Origin of the sequence: Rhodohalobacter sulfatireducens (genome assembly GCF_022012475.1) — a bacterium.
Taxonomy (GTDB): domain Bacteria; phylum Bacteroidota; class Rhodothermia; order Balneolales; family Balneolaceae; genus Rhodohalobacter; species Rhodohalobacter sulfatireducens.
This window is the reverse complement of sequence record NZ_JAKLWS010000003.1, coordinates 62,015-82,070: the sequence shown is the minus strand read 5'-3', so window position 1 is coordinate 82,070 and position 20,056 is coordinate 62,015. Positions and strand designations below refer to the sequence as shown.

General features: G+C 41.3%; 18 protein-coding genes. 10 read left to right on the top strand and 8 right to left on the bottom strand.

The genetic code is table 11. From position 1 onward, the window contains the following. The first annotated feature begins 34 nt into the window (after nt 1-34). From malQ to rho, 7 genes are all read left to right on the top strand, one after another. A complete protein-coding gene (gene malQ / locus L6773_RS03695; RefSeq protein WP_237852504.1) occupies nt 35-1,540 on the top strand; it encodes a 4-alpha-glucanotransferase in 1,506 nt (501 codons plus the stop codon). A gap of 80 nt (nt 1,541-1,620) precedes the next feature. Further along, nucleotides 1,621-2,448, top strand: coding sequence for a phosphosulfolactate synthase (locus L6773_RS03690; RefSeq protein ID WP_237852503.1), 828 nt, complete (start codon nt 1,621-1,623; stop codon nt 2,446-2,448). Between the two features lie 18 nt (nt 2,449-2,466). Further along, nucleotides 2,467-3,273, top strand: coding sequence for a glycogen/starch synthase (locus L6773_RS03685; RefSeq protein WP_237852502.1), 807 nt, complete (start codon nt 2,467-2,469; stop codon nt 3,271-3,273). Further along, the gene (locus L6773_RS03680; protein WP_237852501.1) at nt 3,218-4,585 is read left to right on the top strand and encodes a DUF4270 domain-containing protein; all 1,368 of its coding nucleotides are present in this window, start codon (nt 3,218-3,220) and stop codon (nt 4,583-4,585) included. Before L6773_RS03685 ends, L6773_RS03680 begins: the two co-directional genes overlap by 56 nt. Next, nucleotides 4,572-5,909: a BamG-related protein gene (locus tag L6773_RS03675; RefSeq protein WP_500809306.1), complete on the top strand. Its 1,338-nt coding sequence runs from the start codon at nt 4,572-4,574 to the stop codon at nt 5,907-5,909. The genes L6773_RS03680 and L6773_RS03675 overlap by 14 nt, the downstream gene beginning before the upstream one ends. 50 nt (nt 5,910-5,959) lie before the next feature. After that, nucleotides 5,960-7,276 carry a tetratricopeptide repeat protein gene (locus L6773_RS03670; protein ID WP_237852499.1) on the top strand — a complete coding sequence of 439 codons (1,317 nt, stop codon included), beginning with the start codon at nt 5,960-5,962 and terminating at the stop codon, nt 7,274-7,276. 176 nt (nt 7,277-7,452) lie between these two features. Next, nucleotides 7,453-8,658, top strand: coding sequence for a transcription termination factor Rho (gene rho / locus L6773_RS03665; RefSeq protein ID WP_237852498.1), 1,206 nt, complete (start codon nt 7,453-7,455; stop codon nt 8,656-8,658). Nucleotides 8,659-8,871: 213 nt separating this feature from the next. Here rho and lptB read toward each other — a convergent pair whose 3' ends face one another. The 7 genes from lptB to hutH all read right to left on the bottom strand — a co-directional run bounded on the left by lptB (nt 8,872) and on the right by hutH (nt 14,160). After that, complete coding sequence (lptB, locus tag L6773_RS03660; protein WP_237852497.1) at nt 8,872-9,630, bottom strand: LPS export ABC transporter ATP-binding protein; 759 nt, start codon at nt 9,628-9,630, stop codon at nt 8,872-8,874. 27 nt (nt 9,631-9,657) lie between these two features. Next, a complete protein-coding gene (gene purQ / locus L6773_RS03655; RefSeq protein ID WP_237852496.1) occupies nt 9,658-10,359 on the bottom strand; it encodes a phosphoribosylformylglycinamidine synthase subunit PurQ in 702 nt (233 codons plus the stop codon). 6 nt (nt 10,360-10,365) lie between these two features. Further along, on the bottom strand, nt 10,366-10,707 hold the full coding sequence (locus L6773_RS03650; RefSeq protein WP_237852495.1) for an ATP-dependent Clp protease adaptor ClpS: 342 nt from the start codon (nt 10,705-10,707) through the stop codon (nt 10,366-10,368). A 17-nt stretch (nt 10,708-10,724) separates the two neighbouring features. Continuing rightward, a complete protein-coding gene (gene purS, locus L6773_RS03645; protein WP_237852494.1) occupies nt 10,725-10,970 on the bottom strand; it encodes a phosphoribosylformylglycinamidine synthase subunit PurS in 246 nt (81 codons plus the stop codon). Between the two features lie 113 nt (nt 10,971-11,083). Then, nucleotides 11,084-11,560, bottom strand: coding sequence for a porin family protein (locus tag L6773_RS03640; RefSeq protein ID WP_237852493.1), 477 nt, complete (start codon nt 11,558-11,560; stop codon nt 11,084-11,086). A gap of 89 nt (nt 11,561-11,649) precedes the next feature. Beyond that, nucleotides 11,650-12,588, bottom strand: coding sequence for a tRNA (adenosine(37)-N6)-dimethylallyltransferase MiaA (gene miaA / locus L6773_RS03635; RefSeq protein WP_237852492.1), 939 nt, complete (start codon nt 12,586-12,588; stop codon nt 11,650-11,652). A 57-nt stretch (nt 12,589-12,645) separates the two neighbouring features. Continuing rightward, a complete protein-coding gene (gene hutH, locus L6773_RS03630; RefSeq protein WP_237852491.1) occupies nt 12,646-14,160 on the bottom strand; it encodes a histidine ammonia-lyase in 1,515 nt (504 codons plus the stop codon). Nucleotides 14,161-14,347: 187 nt separating this feature from the next. Here hutH and L6773_RS03625 point away from each other — a divergent pair, with 187 nt between their 5' ends. Next, nucleotides 14,348-15,559, top strand: coding sequence for a 6-phosphofructokinase (locus tag L6773_RS03625; protein ID WP_237852490.1), 1,212 nt, complete (start codon nt 14,348-14,350; stop codon nt 15,557-15,559). A gap of 177 nt (nt 15,560-15,736) precedes the next feature. Here L6773_RS03625 and L6773_RS03620 read toward each other — a convergent pair whose 3' ends face one another. After that, complete coding sequence (locus L6773_RS03620) at nt 15,737-16,210, bottom strand: DUF456 domain-containing protein (RefSeq protein ID WP_237852489.1); 474 nt, start codon at nt 16,208-16,210, stop codon at nt 15,737-15,739. Nucleotides 16,211-16,392: 182 nt separating this feature from the next. Between L6773_RS03620 and L6773_RS03615 the strand changes: the two genes are divergently transcribed. Beyond that, a complete protein-coding gene (locus L6773_RS03615) occupies nt 16,393-17,190 on the top strand; it encodes a sulfotransferase family protein (protein ID WP_237852488.1) in 798 nt (265 codons plus the stop codon). A 176-nt stretch (nt 17,191-17,366) separates the two neighbouring features. Further along, complete coding sequence (ppdK, locus tag L6773_RS03610) at nt 17,367-20,012, top strand: pyruvate, phosphate dikinase (protein ID WP_237852487.1); 2,646 nt, start codon at nt 17,367-17,369, stop codon at nt 20,010-20,012. The last annotated feature ends 44 nt before the right edge of the window (nt 20,013-20,056 follow it).

The following is a 20,056-nucleotide window of genomic DNA, read 5'->3' as shown; positions in this document are numbered from 1 at the left end:
AAGAAATTTTATCATTTATTCGATATAAGAGACTATGCGTTTTCCGAGATCCAGCGGCACGCTTGTCCATCCCACATCATTTCCATCCAGTTATGGAATTGGTGATTTAGGAGACAATGCCAAACAGTTTATTCATTTTTTGCAGGAAACCGGTCAAACTATTTGGCAGGTACTGCCTCTCAGCCCCACCGGTTATGGAAATTCTCCCTATGCCAGTTATTCTGCATTTGCCGGCAACCCCTATCTCATCAGCCCGGATATTTTAGTAGAGAAAGGATTGATTACTTCCGAGGATGCGGAAAAAGCCAAACTGCCATCAACAACCAATACCGAGTACGAGAAAGTTTTCAAGAAAAAGGATCGACTTTTTGAGATAGCTTCTAAAAACTTTTACAGCTCAAAATCGGCTGAGGATGAGACCAAACTCGATGAGTTTAAAAAGGCCAACAAAGAATGGCTGCCCGATTATTGCCTGTTTATGGCGTGTTCAAAAGAGCACAACCAAGATCCTTGGAATTTATGGGAACCAGAGCTTGCACAAAGAAAATCAAAAGCGATCAAAAAATTCGCCAAAAACCATCAGGATGAGATTGACTATCAAACATGGCTGCAGTTTGAGTTTTTTAACCAGTGGCATGACCTGAAGGCCTACGCCAATGACCGAAATGTTCGGGTAGTAGGTGATATCCCGATTTTTGTGGACCACAACAGTGCCGATGTCTGGGCGAATCCTCAATATTTTGAAGTAGATAAGCAGGGAAATCGTCAGTTAGTTGCCGGTGTTCCACCGGATTATTTCAGCAAAACAGGTCAGCTTTGGGGGAATCCTCTCTACAAATGGGATACTCTCAAAAGAGATGGATACTCGTGGTGGATCAACCGTTTTGAGCAAATGTTTGGTTTGTTTGATGCGATACGAGTGGACCATTTCCGTGGCTTTGATGAATACTGGACAGTTTCAGCCGAAGAGGAAACAGCTGAACATGGTGAGTGGAGAACAGGTCCGGCGCACGACCTTTTTGAAACGATTCGAGAAGAACTCGGCGACCTCCCTATCATAGCAGAAGATCTCGGTGTGATGACACCCGGGGTTGAAAAATTACGTGATGATTTTGAATTTCCGGGGATGAGAATTTTACAATTTGCCTTCGGATCCGATGCCGGAAACAGTTATCTGCCGCACAACTTCAACCAAAACTCTGTGGTTTATACCGGTACTCATGACAATGATACCACCATCGGTTGGTACAACTCTGCTCCCGATGCTGATAAACATCGTGTTCGGGAATACACACGATCAGACGGAAACGACATCAATTGGGAATTAATTCGATATGGAATGCTCTCTGTAGCCGAGCAAGCAATTTTTCCACTGCAAGATTTTATGAATTTAGGCGGCGAACACCGGATGAATATTCCCGGCACAGCACAGGGAAATTGGGAATGGCGCTATACCCACGAAATGCTGCAAAATCTTGATCGACAAAGGATATTATATCTCGTAAATTTAAGTAATCGGAATGTTGGCTCAGATCAATAATCATTCAGACCAGATTGACTCTTTTTAATAAAAGCATCGTTTTGTATCTTAAGCCGTTTCACAATAACATAAATTGATGAATGTCACATCCAATAAGTAATCTTCCTAAGCGAACTGAAAAGCCAAGGAACAAAGGAATCACCCTCGCCTTAGACAAAGGTTTTAGTGTTAGACAGGCCGAAGATTTCTGCGAGGCAACATCAAACTACACAGATATTGTAAAATTGGGATGGGGAACCTCCCTTGTAACTCAGAATCTCAAGGAAAAGCTGGACGTTTACAAAAATTACAATATCCCCGTCTATTTTGGGGGTACGCTTTTTGAGGCATACGTACTCAGAGATGAGCTTGACAAATATGTCCAGTTATTACAAGATCATAACATTGAATACCTTGAGGTATCAAACGGTACGATTTGGCTTTCAGACAAACGAAAAAACGAAATTATAAAAGACCTGAGTAAGGACTTTACAGTATTATCAGAGGTAGGAAGTAAAAATCCTGATGATATTATCCCTCCCTACAAATGGGTTAAAATGATAGAGTCTGAACTTGAAGCGGGCGCTTGGAAAGTAATATGTGAGGCTCGTGAATCCGGAACTGTGGGCGTTTTCCGTCCTAACGGTGAAATTCGTTCCGGGCTGATTGATGAAATTGCCGACCAGATCTCTATAGAACACCTGCTTTTTGAGGCGCCAAACAAAGATCAACAAGTATGGTTCATCCGAAAGTTCGGGAGCAATGTTAACCTCGGTAATATTCAACCTGCCGAAGTCATTTCTGTTGAAACTCTGCGACTGGGCCTTCGAAGTGACACACTTTTTGACTTTTACTCTATCGATGACAAAGAAATTCGGGATCTATATTCAGATAATAAGTCAGACCTTTCACAAGAATCATCTTCCTAAAAGAACCGATTAACAACTATGAAAATACTATATGCTGCCGCCGAAATCGCCCCTTTTGCCCGAATGACCTACACAGCCGATCTTCTTCGGTTCTTACCGGCATCACTTCAGGACCAGGGGTTTGAAATAAGAATTTTACTTCCCAAATATGGAACTATTAATGATCGCAGGAACCGTCTGCATGAAGTAATCCGGCTTTCCGGTATTGAAGTTGAGGTAGGAGAGAATGTAGAAAGCATGAAGATCAAAGTTGCTAGCATCCCCAATGCCAAGTTGCAGGTGTATTTTCTTGATAACGATAAATACTTCAAGAGAAAGGCGATGTTCGATAATCCTAAAACCGAAGAGTTTTACGATGATAACGACGAACGCCTGACCTTCTACAATAAAGGAGTACTTGAAACTGTTATAAGCCTTGGATGGGAGCCGGATATTATTCACTGCCACGACTGGCCTGCCGGTTTGATTCCACTTCTTGTACGCACGAAGTATAAAGATGAAAGCATTTTTAAGAATACTCAGATCGTTTACAATCTGCACCATCCGGAAAATAAAGGTCATTTTGATAACGATAGTGTTTTAAAACTGCTTGGTTTACCGGAAGATGTAGATATTGATTCTCTTACTGATGATGGTGCTGTTGATATGCTCAAGTTAGGTTTACAGTACAGTGATCATGTAGTGACCGGAAACCATTTGAAAGATCAATTTGATGATCTGTTTGAGCAATTGAAAATTAAACCAACCAAAATTCAGGGTTCGCCCGAAGATGTATCGAAAAAATTTGCCAATTACTACCGGGAGATTTCCGGCGAAGACGAATAGATTTAATTGTTCTCAAAACAATTCCATTTTTTCTGAAGGAACACAATTTTACGCAAACAAAGGCAGACGATTTTCAATCGCTGCCTTTCTTCTTCTGATTACAGCTTTTCTTTCAACAGCATGTGAAACACCAGGATCTGTAGGTGACGACATCGTTGAAGACGAAGAAGATGTTGCCTCAGAAACGATTTATCTGAATGATTACAACATTATCCAGGAAAATTCTTTTTCCGGAAGGCTAACGTACACAGCTGTGGGATCCCACGATGATCCTGTCTATGGCGCAATGAACTCCGTTGCACTCTTGAAGCCTTCTATTTCTATCTCTGATGTAGATACTATAAGAGAAGACGACTCAATATCGCTTCGACTCATTTTCAACGGAACAATCTACGGAGATAGCCTGGCTTCATCTTCTTATGAAATTTATGAAGCGGGGAAAATCTGGCGAGGTGCATCGTTGCGCATCAATGATGAAATTCCGGTGGATATGGCAGGCAAAGTAGCTGATTTCCAGGTACCCGCTTCCCAAGACACCGTTGTTGTAGAATTAGATCAAGCCTGGATTGATAAATATGCAGGCTTTTATAATTCAGATCCTGATCTATCATCCGCGGAGAGAGATTCTGTTTACATACAAAACTTTCCGGGATTGGCGATAGTACCGTCAGAAAACAATCAAAATATTCGTTTTCTAAAAACCCAGACTATTGGAGACGATACAGATACTGAAGATGGAGAAGAATTAATTACAAGCTTCTTATTCGAATCAAATACGCAGGAAGATGATGAGGAAAATACAGGTCCTGAGATTATTTCCCTGAGAGACTGGGGAGCTTCTTTTACAAGAGAAGAATTATCTGATGATTTTGGTAACTTTTATCTGCATAACTCCGAGAGAGTTTTAAAATTTCAACCCAATCTACCGGAAGAATTGGGATCAAAAAATATTGTGAATGCCCAGTTAATTCTGAGCAAAAACACTGATCCACAGAAGAGTACACCATCTGTAGCCCGGCCAAATACGAATTTTATTCGAGCGCACGTTTTTGAAGAAGACCCTTTTGACGTGATGGCTGAAATTTTTACTACTCAACCCAGTTTTGCTGCTTCTTTGAATGATACATCAGACGCTTTTTTGATGGATGTCACTCAATTTGTACTGAATGATCTTTATGGTAATGCGGATAAACAAAGTATATATATAACGATTCAATCTGTTAATGGGCTTATTTATTCTACACACCTTTACGATCCCAACTCAGATGATATCAGAAAACCAAGAATTGTAATCACATATGTTGAAGAGTAGGATGTTTAAGCGTTCCATATCTCTTGTTTTCGTTTTATTTCTAATTGCATCAACCACCAATTGGTTGTACGCGCAAGATGATGATACCACTGCAAAGTCCGGTTCATTCTATTCCTCAATTGGTTTTGGAGTTCCGGCTGATGTACACTCCGCAGCAACAATGGGAATAGGTCTTCCCGGAGTTTCAACATATAATGGTTTCTCTCCTAATATTGCCAATCCGGCTCACTGGGGATTGATCAATTTCACACAGGGCAACATTGCCATCGGGTTGAACACTTTCGAATCTGTCGATAACTCTACCTCTGCAAGGAATACAATAGTGAATATAGACGGTTTCCAATTTGCTCTGCCTCTTTTAAGAAATAAATTAGGTGTATCACTTTCTTTTACACCAATAGTCCGCGCTGATTTTAAACGAAGAGAAAATGGGTTTTTCAATTCTCTGCCGGGCCTCAATCAAGACAACGTTCAATATGTAATAACTACACAGGGCACTGGAGGGGTGAATCGATTTGAATTAGGTTTTGGATACCAACCGTTTGAAAATATTTCTTTTGGGTATGGATTTTCGGCAAATTTGTTATCAATAAACAACGATGTTACTCCCCTCTTTTCAAATCCCCAGTATTCTTCAACTCCATACGAAATTGGAATTGAAGGTTACGAATTTGGTCACCGCTTTGGATTTTTTGCTTACAAAGCAAATTTACTGCGCCAGGGCGATCAATTATCCTTCGGAACTGCTGTAACACTGCCTGTTACTATTGAGGCTGAGAGATCTCTTTCGGCCTTCAGATCCATTAATCAGCAACGGCAACTTATCGAATTCAATGAAAATAATGCGGATCGTAATGGAAACGTTACGTTACCATTGGAATTTAATACTGGACTTACGTATAATTTAAGTCGCTTTACAAATGTTGTGGCTGAGCTTCAACTGCAACAATGGAGCAACGCTGAGTTTAGTTTCAATACTAATCAGCAAGAGTATTTCAAAAATAGGATGAGAATGGGGTTGGGTGCACAATTTCATCCGTACAGAGCAAGTCAGAGAGGTGGTTTTTTCTCAAATTTCAAGTATAGTCTTGGTACAACTTATGATAATGGCCACCTTTCTATAGAGGACCAAGATATTGAAACAGTTTTATTTCATGCAGGGCTAGGTTTAGTGTCAAGAACGTCAAGATCATCCATAGATTTAAGTTTTCATTATGGAATTCGGGGAACAGAATCCTCTAATTTGGTTAAAGAGAACATATGGGGCTTTAAATTATCGCTTAATTTAGCTGAGCTTATGTTTATCCAGCAGAGATTCCAATAATAAGTATCCAGTCACTTTAGTTATACTACTATAGAAACAAACGCAGAATTATGAAAAAGTACATTGTTGCATTAGCGCTCCTTTTTACATTATCGTCACAAGCCTTCGCTCAGACTGAGCCTCCTTATGGAATGAATGAACTACAGGCTTACTCAATCTTCTATGAGAATTTCAGAACGGGTAGCTACGATATGGCCCGTCAGTATGGAAGATGGATTATTGAAAACAAACCACGCTCCATCGAAGGTAACCCACAATTTAATCTATCCAGACAATTTGAACGGATGATTACGGTTTATACAGAGCTTTCAAAACAAGCCACCGACCCATCCATCAGCTCCGCTTATATAGATACGGCACTGACTATCTATGCGGATGCTTTTGAAACCTTTTCGGAAGAAGAGATTGACTACTATCAATGGCATTTGAACCGCGGACGTTTCTACCAGGAAAACCAAGAATCGATTGAAAATGGATTAAGCAAAGCGTATGAAGATTATGAAAGAGCTTATGAACTTAATCCTGAAAAACTTTCACAGGCTGCTGATGGCTATTACATACAGGTTCTGCTGAGCAGCTACGTAAATAATGAAGAAAGAGACAAAGCTCTCGAGATGATTGAAACCGTTAAACCATATGCCAGCCCAGCTTTAACCCAAAATATGAACCAGGTGCAAAACGATCTGTTTTCTGATCCTGAAGAAAGAGTTGGGTTCCTTGAATCAAGGCTTGAAGATAACCCTGAAGATACCGAAGTAATGGCCGAATTGGTTGATCTTTATGAAGATACCGGCCGTCGGGATCAAGCTATTGAACTGGCCCGGGAACTCTATGAAATGGAGCAATCCTTTTCAAGTGCCAGACGTCTTGCAGACTTTGCAGTTGCCGATGGACGCAGCCAGGATGCGATAAATTACTTGAATGAAGCGTTTGAATTGACCGACGATACAGATGCTAAAAAGAATATTAAACTTGAAATTGCCGAGATTTATCAGAATAACGATAATCTCCGTGCTGCACGCCGATCTGCAAGAGAAGCAATCAGCCTGGACAACGACTGGGGACAACCCTATGTCCGTATGGCTCAAATTTATGCAGCAGCCGTTTCAAGCTGTACATCGGGAAGACAGATAGAACGAGAAGACAGACCCGTTTACTGGTTGGTATTAGATTATTTGGATCGTGCACGATCTGTTGATTCATCAACCGCATCGACAGTGAATCGTCTATACAGTACATATGAACCTGTGATGCCTACCTCAGAGGATAAATTCTTTGCAGGCTGGGAATCAGGTGATACTTTTGAGATTGATTCAAGTCTCAGAGAATGCTACGGTTGGATCGATGAAACAACAACTGTACGATAATTTTTTAATCTAATCATTCCTTCCTTATCTTAGTAAACGATTGAGTGATGCAATAAAAGCATCACTCAGTCCACTACTCAACTCTACTCATCTTTGATATCAAAGATTACTCTTCCTTCCGATTCTCTCAATTGGAGCAGAAATTTTCAAAAAATCTATAAATAAATACTAAATGCATGGCTCGTTCGCGAAAAAATAAGGGGCGAAAATCTAACAGAAAAAAAGGGAAAAAGAACATTTTTGTGCCGCAATTCCATCACAATCAACAAACAAAAATTGGTGGCCGGTACAATGGGATTCTTGAAATCAATGAAAAAGGCTATGGATTCGTACGTCGCATTGATTTTGAATTCAGTTACGATCCCAAAGATCCATTCCTAAAACCAGACGAAGTAAAACTACACGATCTGCGATCGGGACTGGTTATTGAAGGAGAGTTTGAGCAGGATCAAAGTGGCAACCGCCACATTCATTCCATTGAAAGAATTAACGGAAAATCGGCTGAAGAATGGCAAAAAATTAACCGCTTTGAACTCCAGACACCTATTATGCCCAATGAATATATCAAGATGGGGCATAATGCTGATGACACAGAGCTTCGGGTGATTGACCTGATTGCACCGATTGGACGAGGCCAGCGTGCACTTATTGTAGCTCCACCCAGAACCGGTAAGACCGTTCTTCTGAAAAAAATTGCGAGGAGCCTAACCGAGAATTATCCTGAAATAAGCACCGGCATTCTTTTGGTTGATGAGCGCCCTGAAGAGGTCACCGACTTTCTGCGATCTACCAATGCCGAAGTATTTGCTTCCTCGAACGACAAACCCACAGAAAGCCATATTAGAATTTCTGAAATGGCCCTTGGATACGTAAAGCGGAAGGCAGAGTATGGCGGACATGCTGTTTTATTGATTGATTCGCTCACAAGGCTCGGACGCGCTTACAACGCAGCACAGGCAAACAGCGGACGTACACTTTCAGGCGGTTTGGATATTCGTGCACTCGAAATACCAAAGAAAATTTTTGGCTCAGCCCGTAAGATAGAAGGTGGTGGATCGCTTACAATTATTGCAACCTGCCTGATTGAAACAAACTCCCGAATGGACGACCTGATTTTCGAAGAGTTCAAGGGAACCGGAAATATGGAACTTGTTTTAGACCGTGATATTGCAAACGACCGTATCTACCCGGCTATTAACATAGCTGCTTCAGGCACCCGGAATGAAGATAAATTCATAACCGATTCGCTGGAAGAAAGAAACATGGTTCGCCGTTTCCTGCTCAAGAAGAATCCCAAGGAATCCCTTTCCATGCTACTCCAAGTGATCCGCAGAACCGACAGCAACGAAGAGCTTTTCGCACAAATTGCGGCAACAACTTAGCGAACACTTTTCTGGAGAGAGAAATTAGTATTGAATAGACGGCGAGCAGCCTGCCCCGTAATGTCGGGGTCTCGCTCGTGTTCACGATGGGTAGGGCCCGTTTTTTTGGTCGACTTCAACTCAATTCTTGAAAAGCTTATAAGTGCGTTTTTATCCCTTTTTAAAACTTTTAAACCCCTTTCTGCTTTTAAAAAGAGAGATTCACAAATTCAATCAGGACTGGTAACGATCCAGCTTAAACTGGCGCCCCAGGTATAATTTCTTCGCCTCCTCATCTTCAGCGAGAACTTCTGCTGTTCCTTCCCGAAGAATTTTGCCCTCAAACATCAGGTAAGCACGATCGGTAATGGCGAGCGTTTCGTGCACGTTATGGTCTGTAATGAAAATACCAATATTCCGGTTTTTCAGGTCAGCTACGATCTCCTGGATATCTTCAACGGCAATAGGATCGATTCCGGCAAAAGGTTCATCCAGGAGGATAAATTTTGGATTTGTAACAAGTGCTCGAGCAATTTCTGTTCGTCTTCTCTCCCCGCCTGAAAGGCTATAACCCTTGCTATCCACCACCCTTTCCAAACCAAACTCTTCTATTAATTGATCTGCCCTTCGTTTAACTTCTTTTTTGGAAATGGATAAAAATTCAAGAATAGATTCCAGATTTTGACGAACCGTCAGGTTTCGGAACACACTCGCCTCCTGAGAGAGATAACCGATACCTTTGCGAGCACGCTTGTACATCGGCATACTTGTGATGTTCTCGTCATTCAAAAAAACCTGGCCGGAATTTGGCCGGATGATCCCGGTAAACATGTAAAATGTAGTTGTTTTTCCAGCGCCGTTGGGACCCAGCAACCCTACAATCTCTCCCTGGTTTACATTAATCGATACATGATCTACAACAACTCTCTTTCGGTATTTTTTGACCAGCTCTTTGCTGTATAATTTTAAGGATTTATCTTCGTGAGTTTTCACTAAAGCAGTTTCTGGTTGAGTTTAGCGCTATGCCAACTGTAGAGAATTAAATATCGATTCGAAAAATGGTATTCCGTCTGAAGATCCCAGCAGCGGCTCCATCGCTCGCTCGGGATGGGGCATCATTCCCAATACATTTCCCTGCTTATTGATGATACCGGCAATGGAATCCACCGAACCGTTAAAATTGGCTTCTTGGGTGACATTTCCATTCGCATCACAATATCGGAATGCGATCTGCTCATGTTCTTTCAAATCACTGAGTCCTTCATCATCAATAAAATAGTTCCCCTCTCCGTGAGATACAGGAACGTTTAAAACAGTTCCTTCTTTCATACCGGAAGTAAACAGGGACCGATTATTCTCAACCCGAATATTCACATTCTTACATACAAACCGCAGTTTTTCGTTATGAAGCATTGCTCCGGGTAACAGCCCGGCCTCAAGTAAAATTTGAAAACCATTACAAATCCCTAAGACAGGGAATCCCTTTTTCACATAATCCTGAACAGCTTCCATGATGGGTGAAAAACGGGCAATTGCTCCCGAACGCAAATAATCACCATAGGAAAACCCGCCGGGAACAATCACCAGGTCCAGGTCACCTATCTCTTTGTCCTTATGCCAAAGGAATGTGGTATCTGCATTCATCACATGCTTCATGGCGTGGTATGCATCATGATCGCAATTAGACCCCGGAAAAACGATGACTCCTATTTTTTTTGACACGATATTTTATCCTTTAATTTCAGTAACCAGTTGTATTTCCTGCAGTACGGAATTTCTTTTTAAACACTCTTCGAAAGTACCCTCGAAAACCGTTGCTTTACCTTCATTATGAACTTTAAATGTAAGCTCTTCGGCTTTAGCTTTGCTGCATCCCAAAGCCTTTACCAATTGATTGATGACCTCATCAAATGTGTGAATATCATCATCGTACAAAATTAATCGCCAGGGCTTATCCAGTGCTTCATCTTCTTGTTCCTTCTCTTTTTCAAGAACTTCGGTATCCGGCTCCTTCTCCGGTTTTACCTCGCTTCGCACCTCTAAAAATTTATTTATTGCACCTGTTCGCATAAAACTCTGGACGATATTTACTCCTCAATCTCCACTTGAAAATCCTCCATCACTTCATTGGCAAGCAGCTGTGTGCAAGCCGTTTCTGCAAGTTCACGAGCTTCATTCTGAGAATCGGCATCGATGTTCATCTCGATAAATTTTCCGATCCGCACATCCTTCACGTTTTTCAATCCCAAATTTTGTAATGCATGATGAGCAGCTTTCCCTTTCGGGTCCAAAATAGATTTTCTGAGCGTGATATTAACTTTAGCTTTATACATAGATATTATCGCATTTTTTGATTACGGGCTAAAGTTACGTTTTCTATGCGTCAGCCGCTACCGATGATCCGGAAAAGAAGGCAGGGCTAAATTACCCGGGTAAACCGCTCTATTTAGAATGGAAGTCTTAAACCAATAGCAAAGTTGGGTTGATTAAATTCGCCTGTAACGTATTTCAAATCTCCAAACCCAAGAAGGGGACCAAAATCGTACTCGGCTCCCACACCCACGTTCATTCCAATTGCCCTGTTGAGAACCGAACTGTTCTGATTATTTATTTCTGATCGAGCGAGATATAAACCGGCATACAGGTATGATTTAAACATAGATTCCTCATAAAAAATAAAGGACCCATTGAGGTTCGCTTCCAAAAAATCGCGATTATCCTTTGGAATATAATAGACTAAACTACCACCAATCTGTACAGGCAGATCTGCAATCCGGTAGTGCAGGTCTCCCTGAACTCCTACTTGTTCAATATCACTGGCAAAAGCTGCACCCAAACCTGCTTTTATCTGTGCCTCTGATTGCTGTGGATTTAAAATCAGTAGCGCCAAAAAAAGCGTGGAAAGTTTTAATAATGTTCTCATAATCCGTTTGTATTTAAAATGAATATACGTCTTGGATTGTTTAATCAAAATAGATAATGATAGTTCCCTGAGAAGAGTACACTTTCAATTCAATCTATTTTCAGAGCGTCACGTATTTGGCTTACGGCTTCCTCGTTCGTCTTCTCATGCATGTTGATCCACTCCACAAATGGCCATCTCCTCAGCCAGGTAATCTGCCGTTTTGCATACCTGCGGGTTGCCGTTTTCACATCTTTAATCATCTGTTCTTTGGTGATTTCGCCATCTAAAAATTGAATAACTTGCTTATAACCTACCGTATTGAATGCTTGCAAATTCCTGCTGTACCCTTCCTCCAACAATTGTTTGGTTTCATTAATTAAACCCGCTTCAAACATTTGATCAGCACGTTTTGAAATTCGCTCATGAAGAATCTTTCGGGGACGATGAAGTGCAAAAAAGTGGAATCTCTCGGGCAGGGTAACAGGATCGTCGCTGTGGAAACTACTGAACGGTTTCCCGGTTTGATGCCAAACATCCAGCGCCCGAATGATTCGCTGGCGATTCAGGCCATCCATCTTTTCAGCGTATTCAGGATCAACTTCTTCTAGTTTTTGATACAGGTACTCCAGTCCCTTTTCCCCGGCTTCTTGAGAAAGCATTTTAATATTTTCAGGGTCGGCCTTCGGGATGTCATCCAGGGGTTGTATGAGTGATTTCAGATGTAGAGTACTCCCCCCGCAGTAGATCACCGTTTTCCCTTTTGATTCAATCTCAGCCGAGTATTGATCGCTTCTTTTCTTAAAATCAGCTACGCTGTCTTCTTCCGTTAAATCGAGAACGGAAATATTATAATGAGGTATTTCTTTGAGATCCGCTTGCGATGGCTTAGCTGTGCCAATATCAATCCGTTTAAAACACTGGCGCGAATCCACTGAAATGATTTCTCCATCAATCTGTTGAGCCAGCGAAACTGCCAGTGAACTTTTACCTGATGCCGTAGGCCCGGCAATCATAATTCTTGGATTATCTTCTTTATTATTTTGCAAAAGTGGCTATTCTATAATTTCTGATCTGCTGAACTGAAAACATCGCCGTTTTATAGCTTAAAGTAAATCATCGTCTGATTCCATCAGGTTCTCTATTAGCTTTCGTTGACGAATCAGATCCACCGCTTTGCTGATATCATCTTTAAAATAGTGATCCTCCGTTGCATGCGGAATAGCCTCTCGAATAACCTGGTGTGCTTTTTCTACACCATCACCGGGTTTCAGAGGCTTTCTGAAATCCAGCGCCTGGGCGGCAGTAAATAACTCAATAGCCATAACGGTTTCTACATTCTCATACACCTTCAAAAGATTAAGCGCGCTGATACTTCCCATACTTACGTGGTCTTCCTGACCCATGCTGGTTGGAATGGAATCAACCGATGAGGGATGACACAATACCTTGTTTTCTGATACTAATGCCGCCGAAGTATACTGCGGAATCATAAACCCGGAATTAATGCCTGTTTTCTCCATCAGTAATTCTGGAAGCCCGTCGTGTCCTTCAAGCAGAAGGTAGGTTCTTCGTTCAGCAATACTTGCCAATTCTGCGAGTGCTATTTTCGCATAATCAAGTGCGAGCGCCAATGGTTGACCGTGAAAATTGCCCCCGCTTAAAATATCCCCATTCTCAAATACAAGTGGATTATCTGTCACTGAATTCATTTCAGTTTCCACTGTTTGAATAGAATGGTGAATAGCGTCGCGGCTTGCACCATGAACCTGCGGAACGCATCGCAGGCAGTATGGATCCTGAACCTTTCCACAATGCCTGTGCGATTCCAGGATCTCACTGTTCTGAAGCAGATAGCGAATATTCGCCGAGACCTCTCTCTGTCCCTTATGTGGTCTTATTTCATGAATTCGCTCATCAAAAGGAACAATACTTCCCTGCAGAGCCTCCAAACTCATCGCTGAGGCGACATCTGCCACTTGAAGCAGGTGCAATGTCTTTTCAAGAACGTAAGCTCCATAGGCGCACATTAGTTGAGTGCCATTAATAAGAGACAATCCATCTTTGGGTTGCAATTCGATAGGTTCTATCTCCATCCGGTTCAGAGCTACTGATGCTTCGATAATATCCGATCCCGCATCATTCCAAAAATATCCATATCCCAGAAGAGGCAGAGACATATGAGCGAGCGGTGCCAAATCCCCCGATGCACCTACAGACCCTTTTTCAGGAATGGCCGGAATTAAATCATTTTCCAGGAATTTGATAAGTCGATTGAAAGTCGCCAACGAGATACCCGAGTACCCAATTCCAAGTGCATGAATCTTTAACTGGATGATAAGCCTGCAAATCTCTTTTGGAACCAAATCTCCAACACCTACTGAATGAGAAAGAATCAGATTTCTCTGTAGTTGGGAAAGTTGTTCTTCCGACACTTTTTTATTCGCTAAAATTCCAAAACCGGTGTTAATTCCATAATAAGCCTCACCATCGTTCAATGCACTTTCCACAATCTCTCTCGAATCCACTACTTGTGATGGATCACTCTTGAGTTTTCTCAAACTTTCATGTAAATCTTCGTAAAGGGATGATAATTTTACAGATACCCGTGATTTTTTCATTGAACTAAATAGCAAAATTCGGTTTTTTTGTGATATCAGATATATTTATAAAATAACGGGAATGAAACCGCTTTCATTATCAGGCTGTTAATTTTACGCTCGTATTACTAATCATTCCCTATATAGTTTTATATTACATGCTTACTGAAAGAAATATAATCGTAATCAAATAGATTTTATCCACATTATGGCCAACATAAACAAAACAAAAGGAGTTATTGGAATTCTAACCGGTGGTGGCGATGTACCGGGTTTAAACCCTGCAATCAGAGGTGTAACGATAAGGGCCATTCGCGAAGGCTATAAAGTGATTGGTATTCGTCGTGGCTGGGGCGGATTAATTGACATTGTTCGTGATGAAAATGCTGATAACAGCGAAAACTTTTTCGAACTAACTGAAGAAGTAGTAACCAAAGCTGCAAGAACCGGCGGTACGTTCCTTCATACATCGAGAACCAATCCAAGTAAGGTTAGCAAGGAAGATATGCCAAATCAGTATAAAGACAAGTATACTGATGACATTAATGACCTGACCGAAGAAGTACTGAAAAATCTCGACTGGCTCGGTATTGATATTATGATACCCATCGGTGGCGACGATACCCTGAGTTATGGATTACGCCTCCACCAGGAAGGATTTAATGTGGTTGCCATTCCAAAAACAATGGACAACGACGTCCCCGGAACAGATTATTGCATTGGGTTCAGTACCTGTATTTCCAGAACCATTCAACTTGCAAATGAACTGAGAACTCCAACCGGTTCGCACGAACGGTTCTGTGTAATGGAAGTTTTCGGGCGTTATGCCGGATTTACCGCTATGCTACCTACACTTGCCGGTGCTGCACACAGGTGCATCATCCCGGAACACAAGTTCAACGTGGAACAACTTACAGAGCTATTGGTTGAAGACCGCAAGAAAAACCCGAGCAACTACTCGATGGTGATGATCTCTGAAGGAGCCGTGATTGAAGGAGAAGAGATGGTTTTTGAAGATAGTGAAGCCGATGCTTTCGGCCACAAGAAACTTGGCGGAATTGGTGATATGGTTTCAGACAGGCTGAAAACACTTTCGAAGAAATTCAATAACGGACGTTCCATTGGAACCATTAACCAGAAACTCGGATATACCACGCGTTGCGGAAATCCGGATGCAATTGACAGCATTGCTCCAATGGCATTTGGTAACATTGCGCTTGATCTGGTTCTCAGACAAGAATATGGTCGCCTGGTAGTCCTGAATAATGGTAAGTATGGAGACCGATCAATCGATGTGATTGAAAGCGGAAGTAAAACTGTAGATGTTGAAAAGTATTACAACACAGATCGCTACAGACCTTACTACAATATTTTTGAGGATCAGCCGCTCTTCATTATGGCGAGCCAAATTGCCAAATAATTGACCTCTTACAGGAATCAAAAAGCCGGCTTGGATTCAGTTCCATCCGGCTTTTTTTATTGATCTATTCATCGGATGAATACTAAGACGTGATATGTCTGATCAAACTTTCAGTTCTTTTTATCTAATAAATGCTAAATCCAAATAATTAGCATTAGACATACCCTATCTCAATAATCAAATGTTAGAAAAGAAATAATATGCCAAAATAACTGACACGCTCATCTTCAGGACCGTTGCCACAAGGAAACCAATAAATGATCCCATTGCAGCTTTCAGTGCTGATCCCGATTTTCGACCGGCTAACAGCTCACCTCCAAAAGCTCCAACTATCGGCCCTACAATAATTCCAAATGGTGGGAAAAAAACCAATCCAATAAACGCACCAATTAAACATCCGTAAATACCATATTTAGAACCTCCCATTCTCCTTGCCCCCTCGGCAGGAATCAGGCCGTCTAATGTAGCAACAATGGCAACAGCAATTCCCCATAAGATTAAAAATGTCCATGTAAAGGGTGCCCCTAATGCCAACTGCATGATCAATAGTGAAACATAGATGAGTGGTGTTCCGGGAATAACCGGAACAAATACGCCTGCAAATCCGGCGACAATAAATAAGCTTCCTACTATGATCCAGAGAATTTCCATGAAAATCTTTTTAAGAAATTACGAGTCAGTTTTTTGTTTGATTCATTATTTACAAAAAATATCGAAATCTGTAAGCATAAACTGATTTTTATTTGTCATGATGCAATAATCAGATCTTGTTACATTGGTTTAAAATATTTGACGCATTTACTCTGACCCAAAGAGAATAAATATTTAAGAGTATGATAAAACGGGTTTTTATAGTTGGAACAGCAAGGTCGGGAACGACCTTGCTTCGGAATCTATTGGCTGCACATTCTGAAATTATCTCTTTCTCAGAAAGTAAATTTTTTACGGTCTTGGATAAATACTCATTTTCAGGTTTTGTTACACCTCACGTTCAAAAACGATTAATAACATTTATTAAAAAACAACCGCCTTCACATCAAGAAAAAATTAATAGTAAAGTCCCATTATTCTTTAGAGAAAAGAGCGCAGTACTTTTTTTTAAACAGTTACTTGACCAATTAGCACACAATTACGGTGCAAACATTTGGATTGAAAAAACACCTGAACATCTCAGTGTCATTCCGACCATTAAATACCATCTACCAGGTGCTGTTTTTCTACACATACAGAGGAATAGTGCTGATGTTGTGGCCTCACTGTATAAAAGATCGAGAGGAAAATGGAATTCGCCGCTGACCATTGATGATTGCATTAATCGCTGTATGCGTGACAGAAAGGTTGAAGAAATTTATACAAGCCAGCCCGCTCATTATTTTGTTTCGTATGAAGAACTTTGCCAGCAAACGGATGTTGTATTACAAAATGTCTGTTCATTTTTAGGTACAGGTTTTGAAGAAAGCATGCTTCATAAGTACAAAAAAATTCAAGCAGAAATAGCGCCCCATTCTACCGGTAAACATCATAAAATAATCTTTCAACCGATTACAAATCAAAATGGTAAAATTTTTTATGAGATCTTCAATGAAGAGGAACAAACATACATACTAGATTCTCTGAAACAGATCAGATAGGCTTCACTTAATTATGATTTTCCGTTGAAAAAAATCATTTCTTTCTCCGGTAGGGTAAAATGGGTGGAGAAAAATTACAATTCTATAAAAGTTCATAAAATCATAACAATTGTGAACTATGTTACCTATTGAAATAAATTTACAAGAGACCTTCAACTACAAAAAAGGTGATAATTATGGAGAAAGATGTAAAAGAGAAACACGTCTATAAGTTTGGTGTTGGCTCAGCTGATGGAGACAAGACCTTAAAGGAGCTATTGGGAGGAAAAGGAGCTAATCTCGCAGAAATGTCCTCAATCGGTTTGCCAGTCCCTCCTGGGTTTACGATTACAACGGAAGCTTGTAATTACTACAGCAGCCACGGCTCAGAATGGCCCAAAGGGTTAAAGGAACAGGTTAAAAAAGGAGTTCATTTCATTGAAGATATCATGAAAACAAATTTAGGGGATTCAGAACATCCGTTATTGCTTTCAGTGAGATCGGGTGCAGCTGTTTCAATGCCCGGAATGATGGATACTGTTCTGAACCTGGGATTGAATGATACCTCTGTAGAAGCTTTGGCCAGCCATACGAATAACGAAAGATTTGCTTACGACAGCTATCGGCGGTTTATCGATATGTTTGGAAACGTCGTGATGGGCATTCCTCACGAAAAATTTGAACATGCGTTGGAATCACTCAAATCAGAAAAAGGGGCTGAACTGGATACCGATTTGAACAAGCAAGACTTGAAAGAGTTAGTGAATCGATACAAAGCAGTGTACCGGAAAGCCACAGGGTATATGTTTCCAACGGATCCATTTGAGCAACTAGAATGGGCCATTAACGCTGTTTTTAAATCTTGGGATAGTGATCGTGCTATTAAGTATCGACAAATAAATCACATTACCGGACTGCTTGGAACCGGCGTTAATGTGCAGGCGATGGTTTATGGAAATATGGGTGATGATTGTGCAACAGGTGTTTGCTTCACTCGGAATCCATCAACCGGAGAAAATAAACTCTATGGTGAATTTCTCGTGAATGCCCAGGGTGAAGATGTAGTAGCAGGTATTCGAACTCCAAAGGATATAACCGAACTGAAGGAGGTAATGCCCAAAGCATACAATGAACTACTAGATTGGGGCAAGGAACTGGAGAAGCACTATGGAAATATGCAGGACATTGAGTTTACCATTCAAAAAGGTACACTTTACATCCTCCAGACTCGAAATGGTAAACGTACAGGACATTCAGCAATTAAAATTGCAACAGATATGGTTGCTGAAGGTTTAATTGATGAACGGCATGCTGTAAAGAACCTGGTTGAGCCGAATCACTTAGATCAATTACTCCACCCACAAATTGACGCTGACACCGTAAAAGAGAAATCTGTAATTGGGGTAGGCCTTGCAGCATCACCGGGTGCGGCCGTTGGAAAGGTTGTATTTGATTCAGAAAAAGCAGAAGAAGCTGCCTTAAAAGACGATCCCGTGATTCTAGTTCGAATTGAAACCAGCCCTGAAGATGTAGGTGGCATGTCGGCTGCTGAGGGAATTCTGACCTCCAGAGGCGGCATGACCAGCCACGCTGCCGTTGTTGCCCGCGGATGGGGTAAACCATGCGTTGCCGGGTGTAGCGATATTATTATCGATTATGAAAACCTTTCATTCACAAACGGCAAAATTACGGTTCACGAAGGTGACTGGATCTCCATTGACGGGGCACGCGGAACTGTTATTGAAGGGCGTAAAGATGTAATCAAACCTGAATTGGACGAAAACTATAAGACCTTCATGAGCTGGGTAGACCAGTTTAGAGATATGAACGTTCGTACGAATGCAGATACCAAGGAAGATGCGAGCCGAGCAAGAGATTTTGGAGCAGAGGGTATTGGACTTTGCCGAACCGAGCATATGTTTTTTGGCGAAGACCGAATTCGTGCAATCAGGAGAATGATTATTTCGGATAGTTTTGAAAATCGTAAAGATGCGTTAGCAACACTTTTACCTTATCAAAAAGCCGATTTCAAGGAGATATTTAAATCCATGGATAATCTTCCAGTTACGATTCGGCTGCTTGATCCTCCGTTACATGAATTTTTACCTGAAGAAAAAGAAGATATCGAGATTGTTGCGAAAGAATTGGGTATAAAACCGAGTGTTTTTGCTCAGAAAGTTCGCTCACTTCGGGAATTTAATCCCATGTTGGGGCACCGAGGCTGCAGGCTTGGAATTACCTATCCGGAAATTACCCAAATGCAAACGCGGGCTATTCTTGAAGCTGCAATTGAACTGAAAAATGAAGGATACACACTCTTTCCCGAGATCATGATTCCCCTGGTAGGTACACCACAAGAGTTCAGGAGTCAAAAACTTGTGATTGACCGTACGGCTAAAGATGTATTTGAGGAGCTCGGGGATTCCATTGATTATAAAGTGGGAACGATGATTGAAATCCCAAGGGCTGCACTTGTGGCCGGCCAGATTGCTAAGGATGCTGAATTCTTCTCCTTTGGTACGAATGACTTAACTCAAATGACATTCGGTTACAGCCGCGATGATGCCGGAAAATTTCTTGGAGAATATCTCAAAGAAGGCATCCTTCAGGAAGACCCGTTCCAGGTGCTTGATACGGAAGGGGTCGGACAATTGGTTGAGATGGCCACGAAAAAAGGTCGGGAACAAAAACCTGCCTTAAAAGTGGGAATTTGCGGCGAACATGGCGGTGAGCCACACAGTGTAACGTTCTGTTATCAACAGGGATTGAACTACGTTTCATGCTCACCATTCCGTGTGCCTGTTGCGAGGCTGGCAGCAGCTCAGGCAGCTTTAAATGTTTAAAGATATATTACTGAGTAAGACATGATTAGTGATCGTAAGTCGTT